This is a genomic window from Endozoicomonas sp. 2B-B, assembly GCF_053470045.1.
This window is the reverse complement of record NZ_JBLZMU010000001.1, coordinates 536,479-549,953: the sequence shown is the minus strand read 5'-3', so window position 1 is coordinate 549,953 and position 13,475 is coordinate 536,479. Positions and strand designations below refer to the sequence as shown.

Sequence of the window (13,475 nt, the reverse complement as noted above, 5' to 3'; positions counted from 1 at the left end):
GCTTGGAAGTGGGTTTATACCGCGCTTGAACCAGCCGCCCCAGAGGTCTGAGATTGGCTATCTGCACTAGCGGAAACACCTGCACGAGATGCCTCTCTATCTTCCTTTTTCGTCGTCATGCCCTCGCCCCGAGCCATAAAAATCCGTTGCTTGCTGACAAGAGCTTTAATAAGTTCCACCTGTTTTTCTATAAAGTCATGCTGCAATTTACTGAAATTGCTATTAGCTGCGAGATATTTTTTTTGAGCTTCAAATGTCATCTGAAGCTTGGAATTCTCAGACAAACTATTTGCTAACTCATCCAACTGCCGGGCATGCCCAGCTAAATCCTGAACTACCGGGTTGGCCTTTGCGCTGTCCAGTAATGCCTGTACGCGATCGAACGCCGCCTCTTCGGCGTCCAGAACAAGAGCTGTTCGCAGAAATTTCAGCTTAACATCCCTACCTTCGGTCATTTTCTCTTCTAAACTGTGAAGCTTTACTTTAAGAGCCTGAATGTCTGAGGCCTGTTTTTGCAGTACCTTCTCATAAAACTGGATATCCGTCGGCATCGTCAATTCAACACATTCATTCAATGTACGTTCGAAAAAATTACGCACACTTGCATCATTTATAAAAATCTTCAAAGGTGCCAGTCGACGACAATTATTCAACGCATTCAACCGCTCAAGCCGTGCTTCCAGCATTTGCTCCTTTAACTCGGAACACTCCTTCTCGAGGCGTGTTATTGTTTCTGTCAGATTATCTTCAGGTGTCTTCTGGTAGATTTCAGAAGCAGCCTTAAGCCTGCCGTAAAAGCCTCCGGCTGCGCCAATAGCAATATAGAGTGCCAAGGTTTTTTTCAGGCCCAGGTATTTGAAAGAAAGCAAAGGAAGAACAGGAAGACGCCGTGAGGTAAAGGGTATTGGGTTCAAAATCGCCTTACTCAGAGCGGATACACAACCATCCATGGTGCCAACAATAGAGGCCAGAGGGTGATGCATTGCATCTGCGGCGGTTACGCTGTGCTCTTCCAACGCTTTTTTAAACTGACTCAGGTTACCTTCCGTTAAAGGAATCTGCTTGGCAACTTCAGGTGTAGCGAGAGTTGCAATCTGTTTAGACAGATCATCCTGCTTTTGAGCAGGATCATTCGCTGAAGCCTCAATGTTAGCGAAATCAGTGAAACTCGGCGGCGGTGAGGGGATGGGCTTTATATTCATAAGAAACTCCTGTTCATTGATTGACTGACTTCCGTTGTCAGATGGTTGCCTTCTCTTAATTTGGACATTCAACTCAGGAAATGGTTCCCCTGACCCTTTAAAAGGTCAGCACAGAATGAGTAAGAAAATATGATTTTGTACGAACAGGTACTTATACTTTATGCCAGTCTTGCTTTCTAACTCCAGTGATGAAGCGTGTCGCAAAACTCTGGTTCCCATGCTTTCAGGCTCTTTGGGTCCCAGCGTGGGAACGAGTTGTTGGAGTTTTGCGACACCCTCAAATCTTCAGCGCAACAAGGAGTTAGAAAGTTCGATTGGTATAATCTGTTTCCCAATACGGTTATTAGAATGGAAAGAGTGGATCGTCTGCTGGTAGACAACGGCCTTGCTGCCTCCCGCACCCAGGCACAGAAGTTTATTGCTGAAAGAAAGGTGCAAGTGTTGCATTCCTGCAAATGGCAAACCGTAAAAAAGCCCAGCGAGAAACTGACCGGAGAGGCAGAGCTGAAAGTCACTCTGGATGAGTCGGATAGATTTGTTTCCCGTGGCGGACTCAAGCTGGCAAGTGCTCTGGAGAAAGCCGGCCTGGATATTACGGGAATGACCGTGATTGATGTGGGTCAGTCAACGGGCGGTTTTACTGACTGTGCCCTGCAGTCAGGCGCGACGAAAGTAGTCGGTATTGAAGTAGGGCATGAGCAACTGGTAGAGAAACTGCGGCAAGATCAGCGGGTAGTTTGTCTGGAAGGTATTAATGCACGTGAGCTTGGCCCGGAGCTGTTAGAGCATACTGAAAACGGAGCCGGGTTTGATCTGGCGGTGATGGATGTTTCTTTTATTTCCCAGACCAAAATTATACCTTCGCTGGCACCGCTGATTAAAAAGGGAGGTTTTCTGGTCAGCCTGGTCAAACCGCAATTTGAAGTGGGAAAAGCAGGTCTGGGCAAAGGAGGTATTGTTCGGGATGAGGGTCTCTATCCTGAAGTAGAATCATCCATTCGAAGCTGTCTCGAAGAGCAGGGTCTGAAAACCACCGATTATTTTGACAGTCCGATCAAAGGGGGTGATGGAAACCGGGAGTTTCTCATTATTGCCAGAAAGGCGTCATCACCCTGAGAATTTACCACTGAGCCGTCCCGGAGACTTCAGACCTGACAGGGACCCGCCAAGGTTAGAATTCCTGACCAGAACGTCAGTGTTTCTGCCTGTCATGTTTACAAAAAATGCCCTAAATTTATTACGTCCAGACTTTACAGGATACCAACACTCAGTCAGCTTCCAGCAAAGTAAAAAGCAGGTATGGGCGATAAAGCAAATTTCTGAGGGATTACCCTGTAATCTCTTGTCAGTAAGGCAACCATCTCATGTTTCATCATCGGGGATGGTTGAAATTACCAGTTTATACGCTTTTTTTGCTGAACTATTCTGCTTTGGACACTCCAGAATCGTTGAATGATGTTTGGTTAGTCCTGTAATTGAATAATTAATAGATCAAAGGAGTGATAATGATGTTGTCTAATAATATTTCTTCCCGCCCAACGATGCAGGTTTTTTCAGATGCCACCTCGGCATATTCTGTTGAAACGCAGGCCAAAGGCATAAAATTTGGCGATACATTCAGAAGAGTCTCCTCAGTGTTTTCTGAAAGTGTTTTAAAAGAGGCCAATCGCAAAATAGATGACGACAAAAGTTATTTCAATTCGGCTTTTGTCAAACATCTGCTGAATGAAAGAATGGTAGGAAAAGTTATAGAATCAAGCACAATATTTGACGATCTGAAATTTGGGTTAAATCATGAAAATCCCGTTTTCATGGCCGAATTATGCTATGAAGAGCGAATTCAGTTTGATAAAAATGGTCATTTGATTAAAGAGTCTTTCCGAAAGGACTGCTTGGCTACTTCATCGGATGAAATCCGGGCTCTATGCTCAGAGGCATTGGAAAAAATGGCCGATGAATTTCAATGGCGGGATCGTTCGGTAGAAGTTTCTAATCTTGTCCTGATTCGTTACCCATTAATTCCCTCAAGGGGAATTAAAGATTTGCCCTGGCATAAGGATCCCGGCAAAAAAAGCATGGTCGTCCAATTGAATGACAATACCAACGCAACTGGAACGGGTGTAAAGTATTCAGGAGGCGGGCTTGATATTGGCAAAAATTCATCGCGTATTAATTCAGCAGAAATATTCCTTGATAAAGGCACTGAGGAGTCATTTTCATATGATGGCCAAAATAACGGGCTTATATTTTCCAATGAACATTCCCTGATTCATCGGGCTGGGAATATCGTATACCTCAGCGAAAATGATGATGATCTGGAAGAAAAACGCATCATAGTGGTAGTAGTTGATGATTAATACCCATCGTGTTTTCTAACTCCCATGGTGAGCATACAGAATGGAAAGAGCGGATCGTCTGCTGGTAGACAACGGCCTTGCTGCCTCAGGCACCCAGACACAGAAGTATTGCTAAAGGAAAGGTGCAAGTGTTGCATTCCTGCAACTGGCAGACTATCTATCCTGAAGTAGAATCATCCATTCGAAGCTGTCTCGAAGAGCAGGGTCTGAAAACCAACGATTGTTTTGACAGTCCGATCAAAGGGGGTGATGGAAACCGGGAGTTTCTCATTATTGCCAGAAAGGCGTCATCACCCTGAACGGCTAGCGCTTGCGAGCGATCATCAATCCGTCGCTTACCGGCAGTAATACCATATCAACCCTGTCATCCTGTTGAATAAAGCGGTTGCATTCGTCAATGGCTCTGGTTTCTGCATCCTGAGGATTCACCACCGAGCCACCCCAGAGACTGTTGTCCACTAACACCAGTCCGCCGGGCTTCACTAACTCAACACCGCGCCGGTAGTAATTCAGATAATTCTCTTTATCGGCATCGATGAACACCCAGTCGAACAAACCCTCCTGACCTTGCATTTGAGCCAGGCTGTCCAGAGCAGGCTGAATTTTCAGGGTTATTTTCTCCGACACCCCCGCTTTCTGCCAGTGCTCTATGGCAATGTTCGTCCATTCCTCGGAAACATCCAGGCAAGTCAGGTGTCCATCTTCTGGCATGGCCAATACGGTTGCCAAAGCACTGTAGCCAGTGAATGTGCCGATCTCTATTCCCTTTCTTGCACCACTCATCTTCACCAGCATTTGCATGAAAGCCCCCTGCTCCGGCGAAACCTGCATGTAGCCCTCAGGAAAGTCTGCCATCCGGGCTCGCAGCTCACTCAATACAGGATGATCGCGCATGCCTGCATGAGTGAGATAAGTGGCAATTGTAGGTGTTATGGTCAGAGTTGTTCTGGACATGACATTGCTCTTCTATTCAATCAGTTAGCAGGTATGGAAAGGGGTCGCCTGTAATCATGGATGAAGAATGCAAAAATTTAAATGATAGAAATGAATTTTACCCACTATGAATGATCAGAAATCAACCAAAAAGTAGCACCCACAAATGCGTGGGCTGAATTTTAATCAAAAAATTTTGACTGTTGCCTGCTGAACCGGATTATTTATGGGTTTTCGGGCAGGCTCTATTTACCATACGGCTACTGTAAAGTTTTTATATTTGCAATCGCTAAACTCAAAGGAGTTTCATAATACTCCTGGTAATGACTTAATATATCTTCAACAGTATGAAAATAAATACCACTACCTCCCATTTTACCTACACAAACATTATCTCCAATATGAATGAATGTATGAACAAGTTTGTTATTGTTTAAAATTGCAAGAGCAATGAAATGATCCTCTATGTCTGAGTTTTCTAAAGCTGTAAGTTGAAGGTAAAGTTCGTCATGGTATGATTGTGAATTAACCTCCATTAAGTTCACAAACTGAAAGCAGGTTGTTGGCGTTTTTCCACCTTTATAAAAATCGCTAAAAGTTTTATTTCCTGGTAAACGATTTCCAAACTCTGGGGGGAAATCATCAAAAATATTTTGTAAGCCTTGATTTATACATTTTATGAATCGTTCCTGCCATGAATTTGAAGGCTTGTAGTTGCGATTGCCATCATCTGTTTTAATGTTAAAAGATATAACCTTTCCCGGCGTATTGTCACCAATTTTCTGTGCTAAATCATTATCCCTTTCATTCCCGTTGATGCAGTTAAAAAGTTCATATTCTATTTCAAATGGAAGGTACTTTAATACTGTTCTCTTCTCCAAACCGTCTTGAAGCAAACCAGTAAAAGTCTCGTCTCTTTTTTTAGATCTATCAATATTTATACATACTAACGCCTCTTCAGTTTCGACGGACATCTGATGACACCTTGCCTCAGTTTTTTGTAAAGCTGAAGCGTTTTGTTCAAGACAGCCATCGGGTTGAGCAAAAATTTTAGAGGTAACCGCCAGAAGTAATAGAGCTGCAAGTTTAGTAATCATTTCAATATTCAGTTTTAAATGCTATGTGCTGGATCGATAGTATAGGAGGGTGTCGCAAAACTCCAACAACTCGTTCCCACGCTGGAGAGAGTTTTGCAACACGCTCTTAATGGCCTGGAAGAGGCAATGGGCCATCTTGCAGGATAACGAAGCACCTTACGAAATGAAAAGACATTGGCCCTCACAGCAGGAGGGTAATCTTTTTAGGTGATTATCTCCAAACAGTAACGCCTCACTGAATGTTTATTTATCGTAGAGCCTGTTTAATTCTTTCATTAGTTCGTCAGAACTTTGCTGCTTATCAGGGTGAATCATTCTCGCCATATTTCTATAGTCTTTAGCCCGATCTGTTGTCAGCTTGTAACCAATTTTTTCAGCAAAACTTTCAATTGTGTGCATTCCGTATTCTTTTTCAAAAACAAATGCACCATAAAGTGCTTTTATCTTTTGTGCCTGTTCAGTCTCTTCCCTGAGTATACATATTCTCAGTGCTGTGTTGACCAGGGCCGAGTTGATAATTTCATGGCGGAAAACAATATGTGTAAAGGCCATGATATCGCGGTATACGGGATCGGACATATTCTCAAACTCAGTCAGCGCGTTTTGCAGCAGCCCCGTCAGCATATCAAGGACAATAGTTTGAGCAGCTTCGTCAGGCATTACCAGACTCAATAGGATATCGATCCGGTTAGTATCCGATTTCAAATCCATCTGCTGCAGAACTTTCTGGAAAGTAGTAACCCCTAGTTGTGCCCTGTGCTCAGTTTTGAATTTTAGTGCAGACTCAAGTTCACCTCTGAGAACACAGATCTCCAGGGCCATATTCGCCAGCTCAATATTACCCAAGTGATGACTAAGAATAAGATCGGTAAATTCCTTGATTCCGCTGTACTTGAGCCAGCTCATATTAACGGCTTGCGGCAGCGCGTTTTGCAGAAAATGCGTCAGGATATCCTGGGCAATGGTTTGAGTGGCTGCATCAGGCGTTACCAGATCCAATAGAATATCGGTTTTTCCTTTTTGTAGACAAATCCCCTCTTCCAATTCTTGGACTATTTGCCTCAGAACTGTCTGGAAATGGGTAGCCTCAAGTTGTGCCCGGTACTTTGTTTTGAATTCTTGTGCAGACTCAAGATCATCTTTGAGAACACAGATATACAGGGCAATATTCGCCAGCTCATTGTTAACGATGTCATGGTTGAAAAAAAGCCGGGTAAATTCCACGGTATTGCGGTGCATGTGAAGACTTGTAGTAGCCTTGGCACTTGCTAGAGCTTTTTGCAGTACACCATCCAATACCGTTCGGGCAACCGCCTGAGTGGCCGGTTCGGACGATGAAAGTTCAAATAAGCTCCTGGCCTGTTGGACATTGAGGGTTTTTGCGGCACTTTCCAGGCCCACTTTCAGAATATCTGCGGTCAGAATAGCGCCATGGTCATTGACCAGCCGATGTGCCAGAGAGAAGTCCCCGTCGCGAATTGCTGCCTCCAGTGTCACCTGGGTGGCAGAGGTAATTTTCCGAACTCCAATGCACTTATCACATTGACGCTGATCAGAATTAAATGCATACCCGTAGCTATCTACAACGATTTTCTTATCGAATTCCACCTGACAGATGACACATACGCTTTTATCGTCATTGCTTATGTCGGCCGTGTCAGACGATGAAGTCGTAGCCTTCCATGATGTACCGCTGATAGCCTGCATAATAATTCTCCTTAAATATTTACACTTTGCAAGTTTGACAACAATGGGAGCGAAAAGTTTCAGAAACTGCCTGTTAAAGTGTCGTTACAGACTTTTTTGACGTGAAAGCAGGTGTTGAGCCTGTAGAAAAAACTCAAAGCAATGACAGAGCAGATAAATAACATTCACTCCCTTGAATGGCGAAAGTGAGATTTTATACCAGACTGTTCGGTTTGCCTCTGAACAAATACTTTCAGGTTGTCAATTGACAACCTGAAGAATCATCGCTAAGTTTATCAGGATCAAACCATGCCAAGAAAAAAGCATCCGAACAAAGAAATTGAAGCAGCATTGAAATATGCAGAAAGCAAAGGCTGGCGTATTGAAGTTGGTTGCTCGCATGCTTGGGGCAGGCTCTACTGTCCGTTTAATAATGCCGAGTGTCGGCTTGGTGAATTCTGCATTTCCAGTATTTACAGTACACCCAGAGATACGACGAAACATGCGCGCCAAATTCGCAGGATCGTAGATCACTGCATTCTGACCATACCAATGCACCAGGAGCGATTATGAAATCCTATGAATTTATCCTTCGTTTCAGCATCAAAGAGTGCGCTCAGGACGTTGATGATATTATCGAAGCGCTGGGCGAGGCGGGTTGCAATGACATGTTGATTGGTATTGGTCAGGCAGGGCGAATGGCCATGATGTTCGACCGGGATGGCACCAGTGCTGCTGATGCCGTTGGCAGCGCAATACGGGACGTGAAAGCAGTGATTCCTGATATCAGGCTTCTTGAAGCTTCACCGGACCTCGTTGGGCTGACGGACACAGCGGAGCTACTGGGTTTCTCAAGACAGAATATGCGAAAACTGATGACCAGTAATCCAGAGAGTTTTCCCGCCCCGGTTCACGAGGGCAAACAGGCACTCTGGCCTCTTGAAACCTTGCTGACCTGGCTGAGAGAAAATAAACAGTACGAGATTGATGATTCGTTGCTGGAGTTGGCAAAGGCCAATCGGCATCTTAACCTGGCCTCAGCCACCAGAAGTTCAGACCCTGATCAGCTGAAAGCTTTTGGCCGCTTGCTGGCAGGTGATTGACAGGCTTCCCAAACGAGAGGCGCCGCCATAGACAGTTCAACGAATCTATGATTTCCACAATGGCCACCATCTGCGCTGACCATTGATACGGTTCAAACGGGCTCAGCGAGATTAATCTATCGGGCACCCGTCTCGTTGCAGGGATGATGCTCATGCCAGTGGCGGGCGATTTGCTCACGGGTGCATAGCCATACTTTTTCCTTCGACTGCACATAATCCAGAAAACGCATCAGCGCAGCGGCACGGCCCGGCCTGCCTACCAAACGACAATGCAACCCTACTGACATCATCTTTGGCTGATCAGCACCCTCATCATAGAGCACATCAAACGCATCTTTCAGATAACTGAAAAACTGATCGCCAGAATTAAAACCCTGAGCGGTTGCAAAACGCATATCATTGCAGTCCAGCGTATAAGGCACGACTAACTGCGGCTGATCAAATCGGGTATCCCAATAAGGCAGATCGTCTGCATAACTGTCTGCGTGGTAGAGGAAACTTCCCTCTTCTGCCACCAGCTGCTCTGTTTGGGGGCTGCAGCGACCTGTATACCAACCCGAAGGTTTCTGGCCGGTCATTTCTGTGTGAATTTGAATGGCCTTTTGCATATGCTCACGCTCTTCATCAGGATCGTGAAACTGGTAATCAATCCAGCGATAGCCGTGGCTGGCTATCTCCCAGTCAGCCTTCAGCATGGCCTCAACCGCCTGAGGGTTCCGCTGCATGGCCATGGCTACGGCATACACCGTCACAGGAATGTTTCTCTGGGTGAAGATACGGTGCAGCCGCCAGAAACCAGCCCTGGCCCCATAATCGTAGATAGATTCCATACTGATATGGCGCATCCCCTCATACGACTGGGCACCAATAATTTCGGAAAGGAAAGCTTCTGAACCCCTGTCACCATGAAGTACAGAGTTTTCACCACCTTCCTCGTAATTTATGACAAACTGAACGGCAATCCGCGACTGCCCCGGCCATTGCGGATGAGGTGGGGTATTTCCATACCCTGTTAAGTCTCTGGGGTAGTGGTTATCACTGAGATTCATGGCAAACTCCGACTTATTTTTTTTGTTTAAATCAATATATTGATTGACCTGTAGTATCTATGGCATAAACTCCCAAAGTCTGACCATTTGGTCAACATTTTGCTTATAATTTACAACATCCATTTTGCCAGAACACAGAAAGATATGCCCTTTTAGCTGGGGACAATAATACTCCAATAAAAAACCAACAAAAATCAGGATATGCGATGAATACAATGACTGATGGCTCAACAACCACTGACGGCTCTGACGAAGCCCTGCTATGGCGACAGACAAAAGTCGATCTGGCCGCCCGTGCCCTGGGTGGAGATGTACTGTCTGCAAGCGATGACTTCTTTGCTGAAAAAGACAACCTTTTGCTGGACTCCGAGCCGGTTTTTCTTCCGGAAAAATACACGGCTTACGGCAAATGGATGGACGGCTGGGAGTCCCGCCGACGCCGCAGCGGCGATCATGACTGGGTCATCGTCAGACTTGCGACCCCGGGAATGGTGGAAGGGGTAGAAGTCGATACCCGCCACTTCAAAGGTAATGCACCGGGCGCCGTTCAGCTGGAATACATCGCCAGCGAATCTGACCCCAGTGAACAAAGCCAATGGCAGCCTATGACTGCAAGAATGGCGGTTGATGCCGACCACCGAAATCTGATCTGTCTGGACCAACCTGTCGAAGCCACTCATATTCGTCTGACCATTTTCCCCGATGGCGGTATTGCCCGCCTGAGAGTTTATGGAAAAATCCTCTTTAACACTCAACACCTTCTTCCCAACGAACCCGTTGATCTATCGGCTCTGATGAATGGAGCCCGCCCTGTCAGCTGTTCAGACGCTTTCTTCAGTCCGATGCAAAACCTGCTTCGTCCGGGTCGCGGTGCCGATATGCATGATGGCTGGGAAACCCGCAGAAGACGCAATGGCGGTCACGACTGGATGATCATCAGGCTGGCGACACCTGGTAAAATTGGTCGGGTTGAGATTGATACCCTGCACTTCAAAGGAAACTATCCTGACAGAGGAAGCCTGGAAGGCTGTTATTTTGAGGGAGAAGTGCCTGATGACACGGCACAATGGCGCCCGATCCTGAGCGAACAGAAACTTCATGCTCACCGTAATCACTCTTTTGTAGAGAATCTGGAAAATACTCAGGAAATATACACCCATGTTCGCCTGAATATTTTCCCCGATGGTGGCGTATCAAGATTGAGAGTTGTCGGTCAGCCGGAGCCCACAAAATGACATTGAACGAACTGAATACCCTGAGCGAAGAGCAGGCATCAGAAACTTTTCGTCAGTGTTGTGCCAGCGGTCAGTGGGTTGAGTCCATGGTAGTAGCAAGACCCTTTGCTAATATTGAAAGCCTGCTGATTGCTGCTAATGCCGTTTGGTCTCACTGCCAGAAGCCCGACTACCTGGAAGCGTTTGATGCCCACCCGAAAATCGGTGACATCAACAGCCTGAAAGAAAAATACAGGAATACTCAAACCATGGCAGGCCATGAGCAGTCCGGCGTCGATGAGGCCAATGAAAAAACCCTCCAGGCACTGGCTGAAGGCAACGAACAGTACGAACGGCAGTTTGGCTATATCTTCATTGTCTGCGCTACCGGCAAAAGTGCCAGCGAGATGCTGACGCTGCTGGAGGAACGTTTGAGTAACGAGCCAGAGGAAGAACTCTCCATTGCAGCGGCTGAACAGCATAAAATAACCAGTATTCGCCTGTGCAAAATGCTCAAGAACACCTCTTTGGCCAAAGAAGGAGTAATTTAATGACCGGGATCAGTACTCATATCCTCGACACAGCTCGTGGCCATCCTGCCGACCAGGTTCCTGTCACTCTATACAAACAGGCTGAAGACAGCTGGGTAGAGGTTGGACGGGGCATAACAAACGCCGACGGAAGAGTAAACAGTCTGACTACGGACGAAGTAAACCTTCCGGAAGGCATTTATAAGCTGGACTTTGCGATTCAGGATTACTTTAACCGGCTGGAACAAAAATGCTTTTATCCGGAAGTCCCGGTCATTTTTGAAGTCAGCGACGATCGCCACCACCATGTGCCATTGCTGATATCTCCCTTTGGGTATTCGACTTACAGAGGTAGCTGATTTCCATTGTTCATAAGGTCTGTAAGTCAAACATGAACAGCGTTGCAAAGTGCTTAGCGAAAAGCCCTTAGCCCCAAAAAGCCCTGAGCTAACAGAAAATAAATATAAAGAGGCATTCCATGCCAACCACGTTAACCACCCGGGCTCTCCCTGTAGAGCCCTTGTCTGCCGAAGCTTTCAAACCCTTCGGCGATGTGATCGAAGCCTGTGGTGACGCCATGATCATCAATCAGGGCCGCTGTCGTAAGTTTAACGATCTCACCCGAATTCAAACCGATGCCGTGGGGGAAGTGGCTATTCATATTTACCACACTCAAGCCATCAAACAGCCCTACCAACTGGATTTGCTGGAACGCCACCCTCTGGGCAGCCAGACCTTTATGCCTCTGGAGCAGCAGCCGTTTTTGATTGTTGTTGCTCCTGATAACCACTCGGAGCCGGACTTTAATCATATTCGCTGTTTCATCACTGATGGTTCCCAGGGCATTAATTACCATCCGGGCACCTGGCATCATCCGCTACTCTCTGCCGGTGACGGAATCTCCTATCTGGTGATTGACCGGGCCGGGCCAGGACACAACTGTGACGAAGTTTTAATCCCTGCCCACCTTTCCCTGACCGTGGGAGCACCCTTATGACGAGCACTGCAACTACCCCTGTTTTCTGGCGTGCTTCTGTACTCCACTTTCTGGACGATCCCGATAAGGGAGAACAAAGCTGGGAATACTTTGACGACGGTGGACTATTGGTTGAGTCGGGTTGTATCAAAGCCTGCGGCCCTGCCAAGAACTTATTGCAAGAACTGCCGGAAGACTGTGAAATCAGAGACCTTTCAGGCAGGCTGATCATACCGGGATTTATCGATACTCATGTGCACTATCCCCAGCTGGAAGTCATGGCAGGTTGCGGAGTGCAACTGCTGGACTGGCTGGAACAGTATACTTTTCCTGCTGAAGCCCGCTTTTCAGATCCTGAATATGCCCGGGACATTGCAGAGTTGTTTCTGGATCAGTGCCTGAACAGTGGAACGACTACCGCACTGGTTTTTGGCACAGTCTCTCCCCAATCAGTTGATGCTTTCTTTGAAGCTGCGCAAAAGCGCAAGATGCGTATGATTGCCGGCAAGGTCATGATGGATCGCAATGCGCCAGACTACCTGCTCGACACCCCGGAAAGCAGCTATGAAGAGTCAAAGCAACTGATTGATCGCTGGCACAACAAGGGTCGATTGTCTTATGCCGTCACTCCCCGCTTTGCTCCAACCTCTTCTTCCGAGCAGCTCACCCTGGCTGGAAGACTGCTCAGAGAACATAACGGTCTCTACCTGCATACCCACCTGTCTGAAAACCCCAAAGAAATAGAGTGGGTTCAGGAACTGTTTCCTGACAGTAAAAATTATCTGGATGTTTATGACCAGCATGGTCTGCTGGGTCCCCGCTCGATCTTTGCCCACTCCATCCATCTGTGCGACGAGAGTTGGGAGCGAATGGCTGAAAGTGATTCATCCATTGCCTGCTGTCCGGGTTCCAACCTGTTCCTGGGCAGCGGTTTATTCCGTTTTTCTAATGCTAAAAACAAAAATATTCGTGTCGGGCTGGGCACAGACGTGGGTGGTGGCACCAGTCTTTGTCTGTTGAACACGATGAAAGACGCTTATCAGGTATCTCAGTTGGGTGAGAATACGATATCTCCTCTTCAAGCTTTCTACCTGGCCACTCTGGGTGGGGCCAGAGCCCTGCATCTCGATGACCGCATTGGCAGTTTCCGGGTCGGTAACGAGGCAGACTTTCTGGTGCTTAATCCCGAAGCCACACCTTTGTTGAAATTCAGAACAGAGAAAACACAAACACTTGAAGAGTTGCTGGGTGTACTGATGGTAATGGGTGACGACCGGGTCATTGAAAAAGCCATTATCATGGGCCAGGAAACTCGAGGAAGAAGCTGA

General features: G+C 46.7%; 15 protein-coding genes. 10 read left to right on the top strand and 5 right to left on the bottom strand.

Annotation, left to right across the window (positions count from 1 at the left end; genetic code table 11):
- Positions 1 to 14: 14 nt before the first annotated feature.
- Positions 15 to 1,016, bottom strand: coding sequence for a hypothetical protein (locus tag ACOMHB_RS02290; protein ID WP_448215329.1), 1,002 nt, complete (start codon positions 1,014 to 1,016; stop codon positions 15 to 17).
- Positions 1,017 to 1,550: 534 nt separating this feature from the next.
- Between ACOMHB_RS02290 and ACOMHB_RS02285 the strand changes: the two genes are divergently transcribed.
- From ACOMHB_RS02285 to ACOMHB_RS02275, 3 genes are all read left to right on the top strand, one after another.
- Positions 1,551 to 2,318 carry a TlyA family RNA methyltransferase gene (locus ACOMHB_RS02285; protein WP_448215328.1) on the top strand — a complete coding sequence of 256 codons (768 nt, stop codon included), beginning with the start codon at positions 1,551 to 1,553 and terminating at the stop codon, positions 2,316 to 2,318.
- Positions 2,319 to 2,707: 389 nt separating this feature from the next.
- On the top strand, positions 2,708 to 3,559 hold the full coding sequence (locus ACOMHB_RS02280; RefSeq protein ID WP_448215327.1) for a hypothetical protein: 852 nt from the start codon (positions 2,708 to 2,710) through the stop codon (positions 3,557 to 3,559).
- 128 nt (positions 3,560 to 3,687) lie between these two features.
- On the top strand, positions 3,688 to 3,858 hold the full coding sequence (locus tag ACOMHB_RS02275; protein WP_448215326.1) for a hypothetical protein: 171 nt from the start codon (positions 3,688 to 3,690) through the stop codon (positions 3,856 to 3,858).
- A 4-nt stretch (positions 3,859 to 3,862) separates the two neighbouring features.
- On the opposite strand, the gene ACOMHB_RS02270 is transcribed toward ACOMHB_RS02275, so the two are convergent.
- From ACOMHB_RS02270 to ACOMHB_RS02260, 3 genes are all read right to left on the bottom strand, one after another.
- Positions 3,863 to 4,513, bottom strand: a complete 651-nt coding sequence (locus tag ACOMHB_RS02270; RefSeq protein ID WP_448215325.1) for a class I SAM-dependent methyltransferase — start codon at positions 4,511 to 4,513, stop codon at positions 3,863 to 3,865.
- 239 nt (positions 4,514 to 4,752) lie between these two features.
- Positions 4,753 to 5,589 carry a hypothetical protein gene (locus tag ACOMHB_RS02265; protein WP_448215324.1) on the bottom strand — a complete coding sequence of 279 codons (837 nt, stop codon included), beginning with the start codon at positions 5,587 to 5,589 and terminating at the stop codon, positions 4,753 to 4,755.
- 243 nt (positions 5,590 to 5,832) lie between these two features.
- On the bottom strand, positions 5,833 to 7,296 hold the full coding sequence (locus ACOMHB_RS02260) for a hypothetical protein (RefSeq protein ID WP_448215323.1): 1,464 nt from the start codon (positions 7,294 to 7,296) through the stop codon (positions 5,833 to 5,835).
- 288 nt (positions 7,297 to 7,584) lie between these two features.
- Between ACOMHB_RS02260 and ACOMHB_RS02255 the strand changes: the two genes are divergently transcribed.
- The gene (locus ACOMHB_RS02255) at positions 7,585 to 7,848 is read left to right on the top strand and encodes a hypothetical protein (protein WP_448215322.1); all 264 of its coding nucleotides are present in this window, start codon (positions 7,585 to 7,587) and stop codon (positions 7,846 to 7,848) included.
- Positions 7,845 to 8,378, top strand: a complete 534-nt coding sequence (locus ACOMHB_RS02250) for a helix-turn-helix transcriptional regulator (RefSeq protein WP_422410844.1) — start codon at positions 7,845 to 7,847, stop codon at positions 8,376 to 8,378. Before ACOMHB_RS02255 ends, ACOMHB_RS02250 begins: the two co-directional genes overlap by 4 nt.
- Positions 8,379 to 8,494: 116 nt before the next feature.
- On the opposite strand, the gene puuE is transcribed toward ACOMHB_RS02250, so the two are convergent.
- Positions 8,495 to 9,427 carry an allantoinase PuuE gene (gene puuE / locus ACOMHB_RS02245; RefSeq protein WP_448215321.1) on the bottom strand — a complete coding sequence of 311 codons (933 nt, stop codon included), beginning with the start codon at positions 9,425 to 9,427 and terminating at the stop codon, positions 8,495 to 8,497.
- A gap of 206 nt (positions 9,428 to 9,633) precedes the next feature.
- Between puuE and alc the strand changes: the two genes are divergently transcribed.
- The 5 genes from alc (at position 9,634) to guaD (ending at position 13,475) form a co-directional block, all read left to right on the top strand.
- Positions 9,634 to 10,662, top strand: coding sequence for an allantoicase (gene alc / locus ACOMHB_RS02240; RefSeq protein ID WP_448215320.1), 1,029 nt, complete (start codon positions 9,634 to 9,636; stop codon positions 10,660 to 10,662).
- The gene (gene uraD, locus ACOMHB_RS02235; RefSeq protein ID WP_448215319.1) at positions 10,659 to 11,192 is read left to right on the top strand and encodes a 2-oxo-4-hydroxy-4-carboxy-5-ureidoimidazoline decarboxylase; all 534 of its coding nucleotides are present in this window, start codon (positions 10,659 to 10,661) and stop codon (positions 11,190 to 11,192) included. Before alc ends, uraD begins: the two co-directional genes overlap by 4 nt.
- Complete coding sequence (uraH, locus tag ACOMHB_RS02230) at positions 11,192 to 11,530, top strand: hydroxyisourate hydrolase (RefSeq protein ID WP_422139551.1); 339 nt, start codon at positions 11,192 to 11,194, stop codon at positions 11,528 to 11,530. The genes uraD and uraH overlap by 1 nt, the downstream gene beginning before the upstream one ends.
- Before the next feature lie 119 nt (positions 11,531 to 11,649).
- Positions 11,650 to 12,168, top strand: a complete 519-nt coding sequence (locus ACOMHB_RS02225; protein WP_422136350.1) for an ureidoglycolate lyase — start codon at positions 11,650 to 11,652, stop codon at positions 12,166 to 12,168.
- On the top strand, positions 12,165 to 13,475 hold the full coding sequence (gene guaD / locus ACOMHB_RS02220; RefSeq protein WP_422136349.1) for a guanine deaminase: 1,311 nt from the start codon (positions 12,165 to 12,167) through the stop codon (positions 13,473 to 13,475). Before ACOMHB_RS02225 ends, guaD begins: the two co-directional genes overlap by 4 nt.

What these genes read in the sequence shown, in the direction of transcription:
- ACOMHB_RS02260 (WP_448215323.1), bottom strand. Translation starts at nt 7,296, where the DNA reads ATGCAGGCTATCAGCGGTACATCATGGAAGGCTACGACTTCATCGTCT.
- ACOMHB_RS02250 (WP_422410844.1), top strand. Translation starts at nt 7,845, where the DNA reads ATGAAATCCTATGAATTTATCCTTCGTTTCAGCATCAAAGAGTGCGCT.
- puuE (WP_448215321.1), bottom strand. Translation starts at nt 9,427, where the DNA reads ATGAATCTCAGTGATAACCACTACCCCAGAGACTTAACAGGGTATGGA.
- ACOMHB_RS02265 (WP_448215324.1), bottom strand. Translation starts at nt 5,589, where the DNA reads ATGATTACTAAACTTGCAGCTCTATTACTTCTGGCGGTTACCTCTAAA.
- ACOMHB_RS02255 (WP_448215322.1), top strand. Translation starts at nt 7,585, where the DNA reads ATGCCAAGAAAAAAGCATCCGAACAAAGAAATTGAAGCAGCATTGAAA.
- alc (WP_448215320.1), top strand. Translation starts at nt 9,634, where the DNA reads ATGAATACAATGACTGATGGCTCAACAACCACTGACGGCTCTGACGAA.
- ACOMHB_RS02280 (WP_448215327.1), top strand. Translation starts at nt 2,708, where the DNA reads ATGATGTTGTCTAATAATATTTCTTCCCGCCCAACGATGCAGGTTTTT.
- uraH (WP_422139551.1), top strand. Translation starts at nt 11,192, where the DNA reads ATGACCGGGATCAGTACTCATATCCTCGACACAGCTCGTGGCCATCCT.
- uraD (WP_448215319.1), top strand. Translation starts at nt 10,659, where the DNA reads ATGACATTGAACGAACTGAATACCCTGAGCGAAGAGCAGGCATCAGAA.
- ACOMHB_RS02285 (WP_448215328.1), top strand. Translation starts at nt 1,551, where the DNA reads ATGGAAAGAGTGGATCGTCTGCTGGTAGACAACGGCCTTGCTGCCTCC.
- ACOMHB_RS02270 (WP_448215325.1), bottom strand. Translation starts at nt 4,513, where the DNA reads ATGTCCAGAACAACTCTGACCATAACACCTACAATTGCCACTTATCTC.
- guaD (WP_422136349.1), top strand. Translation starts at nt 12,165, where the DNA reads ATGACGAGCACTGCAACTACCCCTGTTTTCTGGCGTGCTTCTGTACTC.
- ACOMHB_RS02225 (WP_422136350.1), top strand. Translation starts at nt 11,650, where the DNA reads ATGCCAACCACGTTAACCACCCGGGCTCTCCCTGTAGAGCCCTTGTCT.